The sequence below is a fragment of the Cyanobium sp. WKJ7-Wakatipu genome, from assembly GCF_024345355.1.
Classification (GTDB): domain Bacteria; phylum Cyanobacteriota; class Cyanobacteriia; order PCC-6307; family Cyanobiaceae; genus Cyanobium_A; species Cyanobium_A usitatum.
The window spans coordinates 89,496-107,356 of sequence record NZ_JAGQAY010000003.1; the positions used below are offsets into that span (position 1 = coordinate 89,496).

The window sequence follows — 17,861 nt, forward strand, 5'->3', positions numbered from 1 at the left end:
CTCCCGCAGCAGCCGCATCCCGAAGTGCTGTCCGGCAATGCTTTGCCCTGCCCGGCCCTTGAGGTTGCCGTATTCCTCCCACAGCTCCTTGGAGAGTACCCAGGCCGAATCGATGCGATCCCGCAGGCGTTCTCCACGGCTCAGGCCGTAGTCGCCAGGCTCAAGCAACATCTCCTTGGGCCGCTCAAGCTTGGAGATTTCCTCCAGCAGGGATGCCGGCAGCAGGGTGCCTTTTATCTCAAGGGCCTGGAAGGTAACGGTGGCGGTATTGCGCGACATGACTCAGAGGGTGGGGGCAGGAAGTAGGAGGAACACGCCGATCACATCAACAGCCGGGGCGGGTTCGCAGTTGAAGCGCATCCGTAGTGATTCGCCGCGCCGCAGTGATGCCTCCCGCACTCGGCGGTGGTCGTCTTCCGCTAGCTGGGCGCGGCGCTCGGCCAGGGCCTTGAAAGCTGGCTGCAACCCTTCCAGTCCAGCAATCGCCTCCTTGAGCCACTGCTGGCGCTGCCCCGAATCCACATCGCCGCTGGGCGGCGCTTCCAACAGCTCCAGAGCTGCTGATCCTTCCAATGATTCCACTTGATCGCCCACCACTCGCACGGTGAGGCATTCCTCGACCAGCAGATCAGGCAAGGATTCATAGCCACTGCCGATCCACCGATCCTGATGCAGCTGGTGACGCAGCCGCAGCACCAGCAGTTGGGTCCGTGTTTGCACCGTTTTGGTGCGGATAACGGAAGCTCGGGCTGCCAGCTTGGGCTCCAGTCCGCTGAGCGCCCGCTCGGCCACGAAATCGGCCAGTTCCACCACTAGGGGGTGGGAGCGGCTGAGCAGCTGGCTGCCGTCCCGGGCAGGCGAGCGGAAGCTAACTCGCAACTTGCCGCTGAGGTCGTGGTTTTGCAGCCGCTCGCGCAGGGCAATGCGGTTGTCTTCCAAGCGAGTGAGATCCAGCTCCCAGCAACCGCTGTTAGCTCCCATCGGGCCGATCGGCAGGTTTAGCCGCCGGCAGGCATTCACCACCAGCCTTTCAATTGCTGCATCACTGCCTAGCGATTCGCGCATCTTGTCCCACTCGCCTAGAGCTTCTTCTGGCTTGAGGCTGCGCTGGGCAAAGATCGTGCGTGTGGCCTTGGCGTTCTCTTTAGCGCTCTGCCATTCAGCATCTATCGCTGCTTCCAGTTGCAGCTGGCTGGCGGTTTCCGTGCTGAGCCCTAGATCAAAGTTCAGCTGTTGCTCCTGGGCAATCGGACCCAAGATGCTGCTGAGCACCGCCTGGGTGATTGTGTTGGCGTTGCCGGGGATGGGCACACTCACCCCCAGCTCCTTGCGGATTGTTTTTTCCTTCTCCAGGATCACCGTGCGCACTCGATCGTCCACCGGGTTGGAGCTGCCGCCGTGCAGCATTAGGGCCCGCACTGCCGATCGTGCCTGGCCAAAACGATCCACCCTGCCTTCGCGTTGCTCATGGCGGGTGGGGTTCCAGCAGAGGTCGTAGTGCACCACAGCATCAAAGGTGTGCTGCAGGTCGATTCCCTCTGATAAACAATCGGTGGCTACCAGCACTGGCACCTTGCCATCTGCAAGTACTTGCTGCAGCTCACGAATACGTCCAACCCGCTCCTCCGGTGGTAATTCACCTGTCACCGCCATCACCACGTGATTACGTTTAGGCAGCTCATCTGTCAGCTGCTCAGCTAAGTAGTGGGCTGTCGGCCGGAAGCGACAGAACACCACCGGGCGGAAGCCCTCCGCTAGTAGGGCTTTGAGCTCTTTGACCAGTTGCTTGAGCTTGGGGTCGTGGGCCTTGCCGCGCAATAGATCGGCGCGGGCAATCAGGTCTTGCAGGTGCTCCGCGTCTTCTGGCCTGGCCAGATCAGATCCAGGTGCTGCCTCTTCTGCGCTGAACTCTTCCTCCGAGCCATCAAGTACAGCCAGAGCAGCAGCGGCTTCTAGGTCCTTCGCCATCTGATCCTCATCAGCTGGGCTGTCAGTTGCATCGCTGCCCTGCAGGTTGACCAACTTGGTGCGTAGTGAGGCCGATGCTGCAGCTGGGCTGCTGCTAACGCAGCGCAGCAATGCAAGCGCTGCCCACCAGCTCATTCGCTGGCGAAACTTGCTAGCCCCAGCGCTGCGGCGCACGAGTTCACGGGCGTATTCAAGAACGTCGTTAAACAGAGCACCCCAATCACCGCCCAGGGTGTATTCGGACTCACGCGTTTCACGGTCAGGGAAATCGGCACCATTAGTGCCCCACTCCTCCTTGAGGTCCTGGCGGCGGCGCTGCACGAAATAACTGCCGAGCTCTTCCCTAAGACCACGCCGGCGATCACCCTCTGGCATCTGGCTTAGGCCTTCAAACTTGGGATCAAGTAGCCCCAGCAAGTTGTCGAATGCCTCCTTGTCCCCGCTGTGGGGTGTGGCCGTTAGCAGCACCAGGTGGCGTTCCGGCTTACTGGAGAGACCGCGAAGGAGCTGGTAACGCTGCTGGCGACCGCCGCCCTTACGTGCTGCACAAGTGTGGGCTTCATCCACGATCACGAATTCGCCGCAGCTGCGCAGGAAGCCCTCGCGGTTGTGGTCGCTCTTGATCCAATCAAGGCTGACCACCGTGAAGGGGATTACATCAAAGATCGACTTGCCCGCTGACTCCCGTTCCAGTTTCTGGGCCGTGCCCGGCCGCACCACTTCGGCTGCGAGATTGAACTGACCGATCATGTCTGCCCGCCACTTCTCACAAAGGTGGGGAGGGCAGATCACCGTGACCTTGCGGATCTCACCGCGATCAAGCAGTTCCCGAGCAATCAGGAGCGCTTCCACTGTTTTGCCAAGGCCTACCTCATCAGCGATCAGAACCCGCGTTACTGGTTGCTTGAGCGCCATCAACAGCGGCACTAGCTGATAAGGCCGGGGCTCCAGGGCCACATTGCCCAGGCTGCGGAACGGACCCGCTCCAGCTCGGAGCTTGAGCAGTAGGGCATCGCGCAGTAACAAGGCCGAACTCTGGGAGCCGCTCAAAGCAGGATCTGGGGGATCGAAGCTGGCGGGCTTCACGGCTGCTCCCTCCAGCGGCCAATACAGGGTGGCAATCGTCTGGTCACCACCACCCAGGGGCCGCAGCTTGAGCACCTGCTCTTGCTTTTCAGTGCTGCTCTGGGGCAGGGCAATCCATTCGCGTCCACGCACCTTGACAATCGCGCCTGGAGAGGGGATGTCAGTCAATGGAGTTTGGGTTGGGGTAGATGTCATTGCCCACCACCGAGCAACTCACCGTGTTGTTTGAATACTTGATCTAAGGCTTCACCCAAGCTGCTTGGAGATTCTGAAGTTGATGTGGAGGAAGTACTTGATTCTTTAGGACTGGCACTAAGTGATTGCCGCCCCTCTCCAAACAGCCAGCTGTATTCACTGAGCACAACCGGCCAGCTAATGGTGTCTTGGGTGAATACGACCACCGTGATCCCGGCATCGGTGAGGGCCTGGCGTTTTTGTTGGTCCAGCCGCTGTTGCAATGGCTGTTCGTGATGGGGACCATCAATGAACACCACGGCGCAGGCCTGCTTGTAGGTGAAATCGGGCGTCACGTAGTGACCTGCTACCTCCTGTTGGGCGTTATCTGGCAGGTTGTGGCCATGTCGATAAATCGTGTCGAGCCAAAGCCGTTCTAGGGAGCTGCCAGCCAACGCCTGCAGACGTTCGAGAATCGCGCTTCGGCCATCCATACCTCCTTGTCCGATCAGCTCAGCCCGAGCCAGATCCAGGAGCCACTGCTTGAGTTCAGGCAGCTGGCGATCGATCACATCGTGATCGCGCTGGTTGTGGTAACCAAGCAAACAGCGGTAGCAACCTGCTTCGCATTCAGGATCGGCATTGATCAGCTGGCCTTCTAATACCGGCATTTCACCGTCCCAGCGCCAGTGACAAATCTCGAGCGCGGTTCGAGCCACAGCCTGTAGGGCGGTGGGACTCTCAACAAGCCTGCTTAAGGCTCCAGCACCACCTTCTGCGGATTCGTAAAGAAGCAGTGCAGTGGCTGACTCTTCATTTGGCATCAACTCAGCTGCTATTTCGCTGCCATCTAGCTGGAACGTCACCTCGATGCCCCGCTTGATCGCGCTTTTGACGCTCACCAGCTGCTGCGGCTGCCAGTCACCCAGGAAGCGCATCAGCAGAGCGTTCTTGCGGTCTTGTACATAAGGCGTGATTTTCACAAAGCCCACCTCTGGGCCGTCTTCGTCAGCGGCATCTCCGCGCAGGTCCTTCTCTCCTCCCCATTGCCCGTTAATCGGGTGGATTGGAAAACCCATGTCGTTTTTGTTTTCACGCCGGCGCCAGCCCAGGTTTACGCGGCTGATCTGGGTTGCGGGGGCATAGCTGAGCTCAAGCAACGGCTGGCCATCGCACGTCACCTGGGCCTTACCCACCTTCACCACGCCGTTTTCTTTGGGAAATTCGTAGGTGGTGATCAGTTCGTAGCCGAGCCGCTGGCGCTCCTCGTCATCGGAGGTGATCCGATCGGCACGCTTGGTAGTGACCTGCTCGATCTGATAAAGCTTCGGGATGCGTACCGCTTTGCCATCAGGGTGCAGTTTTAGTGGCGTACCGCAGTGACAGCACAACTCAAGCTCTGCAGAATCCCCCAGATGGGCATGGCCGCAGGCGCCGCACACCAGCGCATCCTGTGTGGCGAGCGTTGCTGTACCAGTTGCAACGGCGTTGTCCTGCAAGCCGAGCAGAGCACCCTTCACCTTGTAAGTGTTGCCCTCGTGGTATATCAATGAGTGGGGGCCGAACTCACTAATGCCGACAAATCGCGCCCTTGTTATATAGCTACCACCGCCAACCTGATCCCGTGAACCTGGGATATAGGCCATCAGTGGCAGGCGCGGAAAGTTGTATCCCGGCATGAAGCCCTGGCTGGCCAGGTAGCGGTAGGTGCTGAAGTCGTTGTTGTTGTTGCGGCTGCCTGGCTTGTCTGCGAGCAACAACTGCTGCTGCATTCGAGCAGACCGCAAGCGCTGATCAGCGGCTTGGCGATCACGCTCACTTAGTGCGTGATTGCCAAGATCTTTAGATGCTTGGTTAATTTGGCTATCGACAGCCTCCAGCAGCTCGCGCCAACGCTTGAGCGCAGCATCAAAATCAAGAGCAGCGCCACGGGTCAGTGATTCGAGCCAACTGCCCGTTAGCCAGGTTGGCGGGGTTGCCCCAAGCCACTTCTTGTCCAGCAGGTCGTCGACAATCGCCTGGCAATCGGCTTGAGCAGTGCGGTAGGCCTCATCTTTGGATAGCGCCTCCATCAGTTCAGGCTGGACTGGACGCCCCGCTGCGCTGATATCAACCAGTTCCTTCACCTTGCCGGGTAGACGCTGGCGGGTGGCCGCCAGCCATAGAGCCCGGAAGTGGGCCTTGAGTAGTTCCTCATTGGCGAGTTCCAGTGTTGGCGCACTTACGGCACCTGCCACCATGCGCACTGGATCGGAGAAGAAGTACTGGTCGTGGGGTGAGGTCGCGCCGCAGTAGCTGAGCACGAGCGCCGGTTGGCCGCTGCGACCAGCACGGCCACTGCGCTGGGCATAGTTCGCCGGTGTAGGCGGCACGTTGCGCATGTAGACGGTATTTAGTGAGGCGATATCAACGCCTAGCTCCATCGTTGGGGAGCAATACATCAGCCGCAACGCAGCGCTACGGAAGCGTTCTTCCCTCCGTTCCCGTTCGCCCGCATCCACCTGGGCCGTATGTTCACGAGCAAGCAGGGTCTGCAGGAAAGGACGACCCTCGGTTGCTATTAGTGCGGCAAGGTCTCCGTAGAGGCGGCGGAAGTAGGGATTTACGGGACCGCGGCGGCCGCTGTTTTGGCGAGCTCTCTCCAAGAGCGTGGCGTACCGGTCTTGGGGTTCGCAGTCCGCCCCCACCAGCGTCCAGCGCAGTGCTGTGCTGTTCAATCGCCATCCCTGGATCATCTCGCTGGCTTTGCGGCCCAGGCGCACCTCAACCGGTTTTACCAACCCCCAAGAGGTGAGCATTTCGAGGACGTGACCCAACACTTCTTGATAGAGCTCGTCCTTCCACTTGAAGGTTCGATAAAGATCATCTACAGAGCGCCAGCGCTCCCGAGACTTCAGCCAGCGACCAAACTCCCCTCGCAGTGATAAGCCCTCCACGCCTCGGTTTTTGAGCTCCTGGGGAACAGGGCTTGTCACCACGCTGCGAGCCAGCTCAGGCTTCTCATCGCTACCAATGCTCCACACCTCCTCCAGATCAGAGGCAGCCTTCCTGCGGCGCTCAAATTCTTCTTGAACCAGGGCATCGCAATCAACGGCGAGTCTCTGCCTCAGCTCTTCCAGTAAGCGATGGCAGATCAGGAAGCGTTCTTCACTGCTGGCTTGGGCCAAGAGCGGGTGCCGCTGGCCCCAGTCGGACTGATCCTCAGCGCAATTAACCAGGTTCGCGTAGTCAACCTCAAGCAGCCGCAGCTGCTCGAGGTTCGGGTTCGTGAGCCGCCAGCCTCGGCGCAGATCAACAATCAGCCGGTACTCCAGCACCCCACGCAGGGCGCGGCGATTGCTCTGCTCCACATTCGGCTTGGCGTTGGGTATTGCAATGAAGTCCCCCGCTTCCAGGCGCAACGCCTTCTCGGTTTCCTGGGCCAGCGTTTCAAGGCTCAGCTCTTTCTCAGGCTGGGCATTGAGGGCTGCAACTAGACCTGCCCGCAGCTGCAACACACGCACGAAGTCGTTGAAATGCCCTGCTTGAAGTGAGGCATCTTGACGGTTGTCGCTGAAGGCCAGCAGCTTGCGGGCCTGATCGGGGATCTCATCTGCAGGGAAGCCCAACAACTGCCGCAGCACCGCCAGGCTCAGAGTGGTGGTTGCTGAGCTACGACCTTCGGAATTAAGACCGCAAAGCTTGCGGAACTCACTGCCTCGTACCCCGTGCTCGACACCGCAGGATGGGCAAAAGCGGAAGCTGCCTTTCAAGAACCATCCGGGAAGGCCATCGCTGCTGGCGCCTCCATCGGACCGAAAGCGGCAGGGAACTGGCGCAAATTCCCTGAAAGTACGTTTCAGAGTTAGCTCGTCGTTCTTGTCAGGTTCCAGCCAGCCGTCGGGGAAATTTGCTGCTTCTAGGTCATCGATGCTGTATTTCCCTTCCGCGTCGGGCATGAAGTAGCCGTTGACCACGTCCCGCTCCCGCAGGCTGGATTCATCAGAAAATTCACGTGGATCGATCTGAACTGGAATACGGTTATTTAGATGGGACCAGACTGGGTGAAACTCCTGGCCGCAACTGCGGCAGAACGCCACCGGATAGAGCAGCGACTGCCTACCTGCATTGGGTTGATACTTCTGGGCCTTCAGCGTTAGGTAGCGCTGGCCCGGAGCCTGCAGGGTCGCGTGGACATCACCGCCTGCAGAGACGAACTGATGCAGACGGAAGGCAAAGAAGCGGCGGTTGGGGCCGACTTCCACCCGATAGGCGGCGAGGAGGAAATCCCGCAAGGTGGCCAGAATCTGCTCTTCGTTGAGATCTGTTTGATCACCTAACTCTTTACTGGCAACTTGCAAGGTATGCGGCTTGCAGCGCACCCACTTGCCATCGTCCAAGCCGTCTTCTCTTTCCAAGCCCAGCTTTAGCTCAACCCAGCGAGCTAGGGGGTGCTGGTGCAGGTCAGCCGCTTTCCACTCGTGCGTTGCTGTAGCTGAGTAATCAGCTTGCAGGGCTGATTTCAACTCCTCCGTGTTCGGCAGTTCGCCTTCAGTGACCCTCTGCAACGTTTCGGTGACAATGTGATCTGTTGGGATCGAGGTGCCAAAGAGTTTGCTGGCTACCTGCGCCACCGTGGCATTTCGCTCCTTAGCAGTGCCTTCTGAGGCCATCGTGGCTGAAGTGCCGATACAGAGCAGATTGGTGTTCAGACGCTGGCGCACTCGCCGTACCAAAAGCGCCACATCAGCTCCTTGGCGGCCACGATAGGTATGGAGCTCATCAAGTACTAAGAACTCAAGACCTTTGGCATCACTAATCACTTTTTGATCAAGTGGATCCTGCCTGGTAAGAATATATTCGAGCATCACATAGTTTGTCAGCAAAATATCTGGCGGATTGTTTTTTATTTTCTCACGTTCGTCGTCACCCTCTTGCCCTGTGTAACGCGCAAAAGTAACTTGCGGCCCTTCTGGATAGCCAAGTCCAAGATATTTCTGTAGCTCCTCAAGTTGGCTATTGCAAAGCGCATTCATGGGGTAGACCACGATGGCGCGAATGCGTTTCTGTTGGTCGCCAGCCTCGCGGGCTTCCAGCACCCGATTGACGATCGGGATGATGTAACCCAGTGACTTACCTGATCCTGTGCCAGAGGTGATGACAAAACTGCCACCACTACGGGCTATCTCAATTGCATCGCGCTGGTGGCGGTGCAGCTGCAGCTCTTGACCCGGCCCGCTTTCCTTGCCCCAGCGAAAGATCTGGCTGCATTCCGCGTGCACTACCCCCGCCTCTACCAGCTCGCTGATTGCACCGCCGCTTACAAAACTGGGGTTGAGCTGGATCAGCGGAGAAGGCCAGTACTCGCCCTTGCCATAACTGCCATCCACGAACTCCTGGAGGTCTGGGGCTTTGATCTGAGTGAAGCTGCGGCTGAACTGGCCGTAGTCCTCGACAACCCTGTCTCGGAAGGAAAAAACGTCCATCAGTTGAAACCCATCTCGCCTGTTGACACGCTCCCCATCTCGTTAGCGGTGCAATGACGACATATCGCGCCAGTCTGCGTCGCTTCGCTGCAAATGCCAGTCAACTCGTCACCTCCGAAACGCTTATCAGCACTGGCATTTAATGCAGATCCTGCATTGTTTGAGTCCGATTGATCCGCACCCTTAGCAGCCGCAGGCAAAGCCGTGCTGCCTTGCTATGCGCTGCACCGCGGGGCAGCAGCAGCCATAGCTGCTCGAACAGTGGTGGCTGCGCTGCTAGTGGCACTAGAGCGTTGGCCTTTAGCCAGTCAGCCCCCAGCAAGTCAGAGCAGATCGGCATCGCCAGCTTGCGGTCCCTAGCGCGCTTGAGCCAGGCGGCAGGTTCCTGGCAGGCCTCTGGCTGCTGCGCCACCCCAAGGCCGTGCCACTCCAGGGCCTGATGCAGCAGCGGCAGCGCACCCCGGCGTGGCAGCAACACCTGCTTTACCTCTGTAGTTGTGGCAACCAGCTGCAAGGCCAGCTGACCCAGGGGCATGGCGGTTAGCCCGTCCCATTTGGGCGATTGATCTGACTGCAGCTGCTGCTCCAAGCAGAAGGAGCTAATGATTGCGCCATCGAGCAGTCCATGGCTCACAAGTTCGGCCCAATGCTCAGCGCTGCGAAAGCGGGGCGGCACCAGCTGCACGCCCGTCATTCCATACAAAAGGCTTTGGTGCAGCAGGTCTGTACCGAGCCGGATCAGGCCAGCCATCAGCCGGTGCTCCCGATATGCCAGACGCAGGTGGTGCAGGCAGGTGTTGTGGCCGTGGCGGAAAATGGGTGCCCCCTGGCGCGGCAGCAACTGAAATTGCTGCTGCATCAACTGCAGGCTGCGGCACACGGTTGATTGGTGCATCGCTAGTGCCGCACCTGCTTTGGCCTGGGAGCCAGCTAGCTCGAGAAAGTCGAGGATGTGCAGGTCTTCTAAGGGCGTTGGCGGCGCGTAGGAGTTCTCATCCCGCCGTGGCGTGGAGCGGATGCTGCTGCTGCAGGAGTTGGCCAAGGGAGGCAGGAAGGTGTTGCTGAATGCAGCGTCAACGCTGCGGAGGCTGGCAATGCTCTTTTTCGTGCGAAATAGTGGAAGCCCTTGTTGCCTCTGCCGCGATGGCGACCCTGCGCTGCCACCTGCTGATCGGCCAGCCCGCAAGCGGCAAAACCACGCTGGCAAAAGCATTGGCGCCCCTGCTCACTGGCCCCGGTGAGTCCCCGGCGCTGGTGCTCTCCACCGACGTGATCCGAGCTGAGGTGTTTGGTGATGCAGCAGTGCAGGGCCCCTGGGTAGATATCCAGCAGCGATTGCACCAGCGCATTCAAGAGGCCGTGGCTGCTGGCACTCCGGTGATCGTGGACGCCACCCATGCCCGCCGCGCCTGGCGCCTGGCCATCACCCATGCTCTCCCTCTGCCAGCGCCAGTGGAGTGGATTGGCTGGTGGCTCTACACCGACCTGCCTACCTCGCTGGACTGGAACAGCCGGCGCCAGCGGACCGTGCCGGTGCCGGTGATCCAGGAGATGGCCGCTGCGCTTGCCGATCCCCATTTCGGGCCGTGCCGAGCGGAGGGGTTTGCGGCGATCTGCGCTGTGGTGCCTACCCATCACGGCGAGCTGACGCCGGTGCTGCAGGCAGAACTGGCCGGGCTGGATAAGCGCATCCGCTCTGCCACCAATCGTGAGCGCAAGCTGCAGCGCCACGGCTACTCGCGGATGCTCGATCTTGAGCGGCTGCTGTATCTGATCCGGCTGCTGAGCAGCTGGCCCGATCTGGGCGCCACCGATCCCGCCAGCGCAGAGGAACTTGAGGCGATCCTCTCGCCCCTGCCAGAAGGAGACCTGGCGGATCGCGCCGCTGCCTTTCTGGGGCGTCTGCAAGGGGAGTGTTTTGCTGATGCCGATGCCATCCGAGGGGATCTGTCCTGGCTGGAGGCCAATGGGTTTTGCAGTGCGGTGCCAACTGCAGCGCCGATTCAGCTGCCGCCGAGTCCTACCGGTCAGAGCGTGGTGGGCGCCATCCATGGCGGCCTACCGCCCATGGGTGATGGGCCGGTATTTCTGCGGGTGATGACCCTGCTGCGTCACCTGCTGCAGCAGCCCTTTGATCGGCCGGCAGAGCGCGGCGCCAACCTGCACCAGCACTTGATTGCCGCTACCGAGCTCATCCCTGGTGCCTACCTAAGCGGTGAAACGGCAACGCTGCGTAAGGACCTCGAGAAGATCCTTACCCCCTATGGCTTCCGCAACCGCAACGACAACGTGCGCCACGGCTACTGCCTGGGCACCGCCATTCTTTCTCCACCGCGCCTGCGGGAGCTGCACAACGTGGTGCGCCAAACCGCCGGCCGCCTGGCGGATCCCTCCGCGCAGGACTTGCTGGCTGAACTCGATGAGCGACTGGGCTGGGCGGGGATCAGCGCCGATGGCGTTGCGCCAGTGCGCAGCTACGCCCGCCATGCGGTGGTCGACACCAAGCTGGTGCGGCGCGATTCGCTGGCCGCTCCCCGGCGTGCTGATGCCATTGAGGCCGCAATCGTTGAGCACAGGCGGGTGCTGCTTGAGCGCTACCCAGGGGTTGGCAGCTTTGCCGATAGCCCCGCTGGTGAGCTGCGGGTGTGGCCGCTGCAGCTGATCTTCCACAACGTCGGCTGGTATCTCCTCTACGAGGAAGACCAGGTGGGCCACGAGCAAGGGCTGATCCGCAGCGAGCGGCTAGACCGGCTCGCCCGGCGCAGCAGCGATGGCGGCCTGCGCCGCAGCCAAGAGGAACATTCCGCCGCCCTGGCAAGGCTGGAGCGCTTGCTGCACCACAGCGGCGGCATCTACTTCGGGGCTGATCTGGAGCAGCAGCTGGCGATTGCCAGCCCCTCGGCTCAGCGGCGCAGCCAGGCACTCGTCACCCTGCGCTTCTGTTGCGCCCCCTGGGCTTTTGCCTTCATCCGCGAGGGTTTGCAGCGCTACCCGATCGAGCACACCCGCTTCTCCAAGCCGCTGCCCGGCGATAGCTGGTGGCACCACCCCAAGGCGCCGCATGTGCTCGAACCTGGCAGCCCCAGCAACAGCCACCCCTATCCGGTGGAGTTGGATCTGCCTAGCTGGACAGTTGCGGCCGACATCGACCTGCGCAGCTGGCTGTTTGCTTTTGGCGGTGGCATCCGGATCGAATGCCCTGATGCGCTCAGGCAGGAGCTGGTGGACCGCTGCCGGGAGGCGATTGGGGTCAATGGCGGTCGGCAGCCAAGTTCAGAGCCTGCTGAGCAAGCACTGCGCAGCAGTTTTTCCAATCGGCTGCGTAGTGACTGATCAAGTCACCGCAAGCCGCGACCAAATCCCGGTGAGCAATTGATGAAAGGCACCTGAGGAGTGGCCAGGTTCCTCGCTCTGCAGGCGTGGGCGGCGCCCTTTTGGCGCTGAAAGCAGCCGCCAAGAGAGAAAGCCTCTAAACATTTGGGCACTGTTTGGGTGCCTTTTGGGTGCCCAGCTGAAGGCCTATCGGTGAAAAGTCAATCGGGGCGACAGGATTCGAACCTGCGACCTAGTGCTCCCAAAGCACCCGCGCTACCAAGCTGCGCCACGCCCCGTCGCAGATGAGCTTAGGGGTGCGCCGGCGCCATCAGGCAAGGCTCAGCGGCCTAGGGATCGGATCAGGTCCAGGAGGTTGCCACCAGCGGCTGGCGGCTCGACGGCTCGATCGATAAACCAGAGATAGCCAGCTAGGACATTCAGCCCAATAACCAGCAGCCAGACCCGCCAACCCTCTGGCAGTTTCATCTCAATCGCAGACAGGCGAACCCACCATCCTGGTCAAAGCGGGGCATGCCAGGACTGGCCTGGCCCGTCGACAATGCAATTTCACGCCTATAGTACGGGTGTATTAATTACCCAGGGTCATGATTTCCACCCCGGCATCCGCCCCGGTTTCCTCCCCGTACGCCGTCTTCCGCGCCGAAGAGTGGACGTCACATTTGCAGACCTTTTGCGCTGCTCCAGTCCGGGGTCACCCCCAGTCCCCTGGTCCTCGCCAGGGCTCGGTGCTGGTGCAGGGCGAATTATTTGAATTCATGCTCCCCGCGCCTAGCTAGTGTTGAAATCAACACGCGGGGTCATGGTGATGAGCTCCGGCAATGGCGACTCAACTGATATCGGTCGCTCGGCGATGAAGTGGGGGCGAGATGGCGAATTGTCCGTCCTCGACCTGCGCTCAATCCTGGAGCGACTCAGCGCCGTAGATGAGCAAGCTGCCGGGCTGATGGATTGCCCCTTGAATCCGCCCAACTAATTCCTTGGCAGTCAGTTACTAAGCGGCTAAGGCAATGCAGTCGATTTCAACCCGAGCCCCCTTGGGCAGAGCCGCCACTTCGACGCAGGCCCGAGCCGGCGATACCCCATCGCTAAATAGCTCCGCATAAATCGCATTAACCCGAGCGAAATCGCCCAGGTCTGCCAGAAAGACCGTGGTGCGCAACACCTGTCCTGGGCTGCTGCCGCCAGCTTCCAGCACGGCCTGCAAGTTGCTGAGCACCTGGCGGGTCTCGGCCTCCACATCGCCAGCCCCCACCATCAAGCCAGTGCTGGGATCCAGGGCGATCTGACCGGAGCAATAAAGCACTCCCCCCGCCTTCACCGCCTGGTTGTAAGGGCCTACAGGCGCAGGGGCGCTGGCGGTGATTACGGCTTCGGGCTGCATCGGGTGACTCATGCCAGGTCAGGATGGTGGCTGAGCCTATGGCCCTTGCCGGTCCTGCGCCGATCGCCAGCCCCCTTGCCGAGCTGATGCCTGCCGATTTGCCGTTGCGCGAACACGTGCAGCTGCAAGGCCTGTGGCACCGCTACGCCAATGCCACAGCAGGCGACTGGACGTTGCAAGGCATTGATCTAGCCCTCCATCAGGGCGAATTGGTGGGCTTGCTTGGACCCTCCGGTTGCGGCAAAACCACCCTGCTGCGCTTGATCGCTGGCTTTGAGCGGCCAGAGCGCGGTTCTGTATTGATCGACGGCCGGGCCGTGGCCGGTCAAGGCCGCTGGCTACCACCGGAGCGCCGCGGCGTTGGCATGGTTTTCCAGGACTACGCCCTATTCCCCCACCTCGACGCCTGGCGCAATGCCTGTTTTGGCCTGCGGCGCGGTCAGGACAGCAGCCGGGCTAGTTGGTTGCTGGAGCTGCTCGGGCTCAATGGCTTGGAGAGCCGTTATCCCCACGAGCTTTCGGGCGGCCAGCGCCAGCGGCTCGCATTGGCCCGGGCCCTGGCGCCGGGCCCCTCCGTGGTGCTCCTCGATGAACCCTTCTCAAACCTCGATGTGGAGGTGCGCCTGCGGCTGCGGAGCGAGCTGCCCGCCGTGCTTTCGCGCTGTGGTGCAAGCGGCCTGATCGTTACCCACGATCCCGAAGAAGCACTCGCTATCTGTGATCGGGTGGCGGTGTTGCGCGATGGGGTGCTGCATCAATGCGCCAGCCCCAGGCAGCTGGTGCAGCACCCCGCCACCTCCTTTGTGGGGCGCTTTGTGCTCCAAGGCAACCTGCTGCCGGCCCAGCGGTGTGGTGAGCAGGTGGTCACAGCTCTAGGAAGCCTGCACGCCACAGCCGGCTCCTCCCTGCTGCCCCAAGGGGGAGCTGCAGGTCATAGCGAGGAGGTGCTGGTCAGTCCTGAGGCGATTGGTCTCCATCCAGATGCGGAGGGCGAGGCCTGGGTGCAGGGGCGGGAATTCCTGGGCCGGGAATGGCTCTACCGAGTGCAGCTTGGTGATCTGAAACTACGGCTGCGCTTGCCTTTGGAGGCTGAATACAGCCGGGGCCAACGCTGCCGGCTAACCCTGCGCCCCGGAGCCCTTGGTGTGCTCTTCCCATCCCAGCAGTCCCTGCAGGTTGGCCCCCCTGCCCAGCGGCCCTAGCTGGGCCAGTGATCCTTACTAAGCCGCAGCTCGCCCAACTGCTCCGGGCTGCTGGCTCGCACAAACAAATTGGTGGCTCGCTCCAGCTCCACGCTGCTGGGGATGGTGGCTTCGCCCCGGGCCCGCGCCGCCCCAACCGCCGCCAGCCGCGCCTCGATAGCACCGGCGCAGGGATCGCTGGCTGCCACCACCGCGGCGGCCCAGCCCAAATTGGCTTGCGTGTATTCATGGGCGCACCACACCTTGGTGGCTGCCGGTAGCTGGGCCAGCCGCTGCAGCGAGACATGCATGTCGGCTGCGCTGCCCTCAAACAATCTCCCGCAACCCCCGGCAAACAGGGTGTCGCCGCAGAACAGGTGCCCGGAAGCGGGCAGGTAGTAGGCGATGTGGGCGCGGGTATGCCCCGGCACGGCGATCACCTGCACCTGCTCACCCAGCAACTCAACGCTGTCGCCATCGCCCACCCCCATGGTTTGCAGCGGAATTCGCAGCAGATCGTCGCGGCTAGCCAGCACCGCCGCCTTGGGCCAGCGGGCCAGCAGGCCGGGGGTGCCGCCGATGTGGTCGCTGTGGTGGTGGGTTTGCAGGATCGCCACCAGCTCCAGCCCCTGCTGCTCGAGGGCAGCGATCACTGGCTCTGCCACGGCAGGATCGACCACCACCGCCTGGCCCTGGCGCTGCATCAGAAAGATGTAGTTGTCGCGCAGTACCGGAATCAGCCCGACGCTGAGTTGCTGCATCGTTAAAGTCCAGTTTGTGGCGCCTTTCCATGATCACCGCTGCAGCCCCGGCATGATCACCGTCGCCCTCGCTAAAGGTGCCCTGCTTAAGGATTCGGTGGCCCGTTTTGCGGCCGCTGGTCTCGATTTCGCTGGCCTACTTGAGCCCGGCAACCGCCAGTTGATGGTGCCCAGCGCCTGCGGCCAGGCCCGGGCCCTGTTGGTGCGCAATGCCGATGTCCCCGTCTACGTGGCCTACGGCCAGGCCCAGCTCGGCGTGGTGGGCTACGACGTGATCCGCGAACACAAGCTGCCGGTAGCCCAGCTGCTCGATCTGGGTTTCGGTGGTTGCCGCATGAGCGTGGCGGTGAAGGCAAGTAGTGGCTATCGCCGCGCTTCCGACCTGCCCGCCCACTGCCGCGTTGCCAGCAAATTCACCGGCTGCGCCCAGGCCTTCTTTGATGCCCTCGACCTACCGGTGGAGTTGATCCATCTAGCTGGATCGGTAGAGCTGGGACCGATTACCGGCATGAGTGAGGCGATCGTCGATCTGGTAGCCACCGGTCGCACCCTGGAGGAAAACGGCCTGATCGCCATTGAAGATCTTTTCCACTCCACCGCCAGGCTGGTGGGCCACCCCTTAGCCCTGCGACTCGACGACGGTCCCCTACAGGGAATCGTCGACCGCATCGCTCTGGTTGCCACCCCCCGAGGTAGCTGATGGCAGGCCTTGACCGGCAACGCCTGGCCCGCCTGCTGCCCTACCTCGGCCGTGATCGTCGCCGCCTCGGCCTCACCCTGCTGCTGCTGATCCCGGTGGCCTTCGCCGCTGCGGTGCAACCGCTGCTGGTGGGCCAGGCAATCGCCGTGTTGCGGCGAGAGCCCACCCTGGGCTGGCTTGATGGCATGGCGGTGCCGGAGGCCCTGCGCCTGCTGGTGCTGTTGCTGCTTGGTGCGGTGATGCTGCGTCTGGGTTTGCAGGGCATCCAAACCTTCAACGTTCAGGCCGTTGGCCAGCGGCTCACCGCCCGCATCCGCGACGACCTGTTTGCCCACGCCATGGCACTGTCGCTGCGCTTCCACGACCGCACTCCCGTTGGCAAGCTGCTCACCCGGCTCACCAGTGATGTCGATGCGCTAGCCGAGGTGTTTGGCAGTGGCGCCGTGGGTGTGCTGGCCGACCTGGTCACCCTGCTGGTGATCGCGGTCACGATGATCTCGATCGAGTGGCGGCTCGGCCTGCTGCTGCTGGTCAGCCAGGTGCCGGTGGTGCTCGGCATTCTTTGGTTGCAAGGTCGCTTCCGTAAGGCCAACTACCGGGTGCGCGAGGAGCTCAGCCAGCTCAATGCTGATCTGCAGGAAAACCTCCAGGGCTTGGAAGTGGTGCAGATGTTCCGCCGCGAGGCCACCAACAGCGCCCGTTTCTCCCAGGTCACCGCCGCCTATCGCGAGGCCGTCAACGGCACAATCCTGTTTGACAGCGCCATCTCGGCCTTCATCGAATGGGTGGCCCTGAGCGCAGTGGCCGTGGTGCTTGCCCTGGGCGGCTGGATGGTGCTCGGCAGTGCCATGGGCCTTGGCACCCTCACCACCTTCATCCTTTATTCCCAGCGGTTGTTTGATCCCCTGCGCCAGCTGGCGGAGCGCTTCACCCAGATCCAGGGAGGCCTCACCGCTGTTGAACGCATCGGCGAGCTGCTCGAGCAACCGATCGAAATCGCTGATCTACCAGCTAGTGAACGCTCTGCTGCAGCCATTCAGAGCGGCAGTAAGCGGGCCAGTGCTGGTGAGGTGATTTTCGACAATGTGTCGTTTGCCTATCGAGAAGACGACCCGATCCTCACCGATCTTTCCTTCCGCATTGCTCCCGGTGAACACGTGGCCCTTGTGGGCCCTACCGGCTCAGGCAAAACCACCGTGATCCGGCTGTTGTGCCGGCTCTATGAGCCCCAGCGCGGCCGGATCCTGCTCGATGGCATCGACATCCGCCAATTGCCGATTCCCACCCTGCGTCAGCGGCTAGGGGTAGTCCTGCAGGACACCTTCCTGTTCAGCGGCAACGTGGCCGACAATCTGCGCCTCGACGCCCCGATCAGCAGCGAAGCACTGCATCAGATCTGCTCTGAGCTTGGCCTGGAGCCCCTGCTGCGGCGCCTGCCTGATGGGCTAGCCACGGAGCTGCGTGAGCGCGGCGGCAACCTCTCCTCCGGCGAGCGCCAACTCCTCTCAGTGGCCCGAGTGGCGATCCGCGATCCCTCAGTGCTGGTGATGGATGAGGCCACGGCCTTTATGGATCCCTCCACCGAAGCCACCCTGCAGCGGGATCTTTCGCGCCTGCTGCAGCAGCGCACCGCCATCGTGATTGCCCACCGCCTTGCCACGGTGGAGGCGGCAGATCGCATCTTGGTGTTGCGCAAGGGGCACTTGATTGAGCAGGGCAGCCACAGCGAGTTGCGCCTGGCGGGGGGTGTCTATGCCCAGCTGGCCGACCTGCAGGAGCGGGGCCTGGCCGCTCTCTGAATCAGTCTTC

General features: G+C 61.7%; 11 protein-coding genes and 1 tRNA gene. 5 read left to right on the forward strand and 7 right to left on the reverse strand.

Annotation, left to right across the window (positions count from 1 at the left end; translation table 11 throughout):
* Positions 1–282 precede the first annotated feature (282 nt).
* From KBY83_RS02760 to KBY83_RS02770, 3 genes are all read right to left on the reverse strand, one after another.
* Positions 283–3,249 (reverse strand): helicase-related protein, encoded by a 2,967-nt coding sequence (locus KBY83_RS02760; RefSeq protein ID WP_255018228.1) that lies wholly within the window; start codon positions 3,247–3,249, stop codon positions 283–285.
* Complete coding sequence (locus KBY83_RS02765; protein ID WP_255018229.1) at positions 3,246–8,693, reverse strand: DEAD/DEAH box helicase; 5,448 nt, start codon at positions 8,691–8,693, stop codon at positions 3,246–3,248. The genes KBY83_RS02760 and KBY83_RS02765 overlap by 4 nt, the downstream gene beginning before the upstream one ends.
* A 139-nt stretch (positions 8,694–8,832) precedes the next feature.
* Positions 8,833–9,735: a hypothetical protein gene (locus tag KBY83_RS02770; RefSeq protein WP_255018230.1), complete on the reverse strand. Its 903-nt coding sequence runs from the start codon at positions 9,733–9,735 to the stop codon at positions 8,833–8,835.
* Between the two features lie 101 nt (positions 9,736–9,836).
* Here KBY83_RS02770 and KBY83_RS02775 point away from each other — a divergent pair, with 101 nt between their 5' ends.
* Positions 9,837–12,026 carry an AAA family ATPase gene (locus KBY83_RS02775; RefSeq protein ID WP_255018231.1) on the forward strand — a complete coding sequence of 730 codons (2,190 nt, stop codon included), beginning with the start codon at positions 9,837–9,839 and terminating at the stop codon, positions 12,024–12,026.
* A gap of 204 nt (positions 12,027–12,230) precedes the next feature.
* On the opposite strand, the gene KBY83_RS02780 is transcribed toward KBY83_RS02775, so the two are convergent.
* Both KBY83_RS02780 and KBY83_RS02785 read right to left on the reverse strand, forming a co-directional pair.
* Positions 12,231–12,304, reverse strand: a tRNA-Pro gene (locus KBY83_RS02780).
* A gap of 43 nt (positions 12,305–12,347) precedes the next feature.
* Positions 12,348–12,494, reverse strand: coding sequence for a hypothetical protein (locus tag KBY83_RS02785; RefSeq protein WP_193486189.1), 147 nt, complete (start codon positions 12,492–12,494; stop codon positions 12,348–12,350).
* A 313-nt stretch (positions 12,495–12,807) separates the two neighbouring features.
* Here KBY83_RS02785 and KBY83_RS02790 point away from each other — a divergent pair, with 313 nt between their 5' ends.
* Positions 12,808–13,002 (forward strand): hypothetical protein, encoded by a 195-nt coding sequence (locus KBY83_RS02790; protein ID WP_255018232.1) that lies wholly within the window; start codon positions 12,808–12,810, stop codon positions 13,000–13,002.
* An 18-nt stretch (positions 13,003–13,020) separates the two neighbouring features.
* On the opposite strand, the gene KBY83_RS02795 is transcribed toward KBY83_RS02790, so the two are convergent.
* The gene (locus KBY83_RS02795; protein ID WP_254929441.1) at positions 13,021–13,422 is read right to left on the reverse strand and encodes a RidA family protein; all 402 of its coding nucleotides are present in this window, start codon (positions 13,420–13,422) and stop codon (positions 13,021–13,023) included.
* Between the two features lie 74 nt (positions 13,423–13,496).
* On the opposite strand from KBY83_RS02795, the gene KBY83_RS02800 reads away from it, so the two are divergent.
* Positions 13,497–14,612, forward strand: coding sequence for an ABC transporter ATP-binding protein (locus KBY83_RS02800; RefSeq protein ID WP_255018303.1), 1,116 nt, complete (start codon positions 13,497–13,499; stop codon positions 14,610–14,612).
* On the opposite strand, the gene gloB is transcribed toward KBY83_RS02800, so the two are convergent.
* The gene (gene gloB / locus KBY83_RS02805) at positions 14,609–15,352 is read right to left on the reverse strand and encodes a hydroxyacylglutathione hydrolase (RefSeq protein ID WP_255018233.1); all 744 of its coding nucleotides are present in this window, start codon (positions 15,350–15,352) and stop codon (positions 14,609–14,611) included. The genes KBY83_RS02800 and gloB overlap by 4 nt on opposite strands.
* Positions 15,353–15,404: 52 nt before the next feature.
* Between gloB and hisG the strand changes: the two genes are divergently transcribed.
* Positions 15,405–16,052, forward strand: coding sequence for an ATP phosphoribosyltransferase (gene hisG, locus KBY83_RS02810; protein ID WP_255018234.1), 648 nt, complete (start codon positions 15,405–15,407; stop codon positions 16,050–16,052).
* Complete coding sequence (locus KBY83_RS02815; protein ID WP_255018235.1) at positions 16,052–17,851, forward strand: ABC transporter ATP-binding protein; 1,800 nt, start codon at positions 16,052–16,054, stop codon at positions 17,849–17,851. Before hisG ends, KBY83_RS02815 begins: the two co-directional genes overlap by 1 nt.
* Positions 17,852–17,861: the final 10 nt, after the last annotated feature.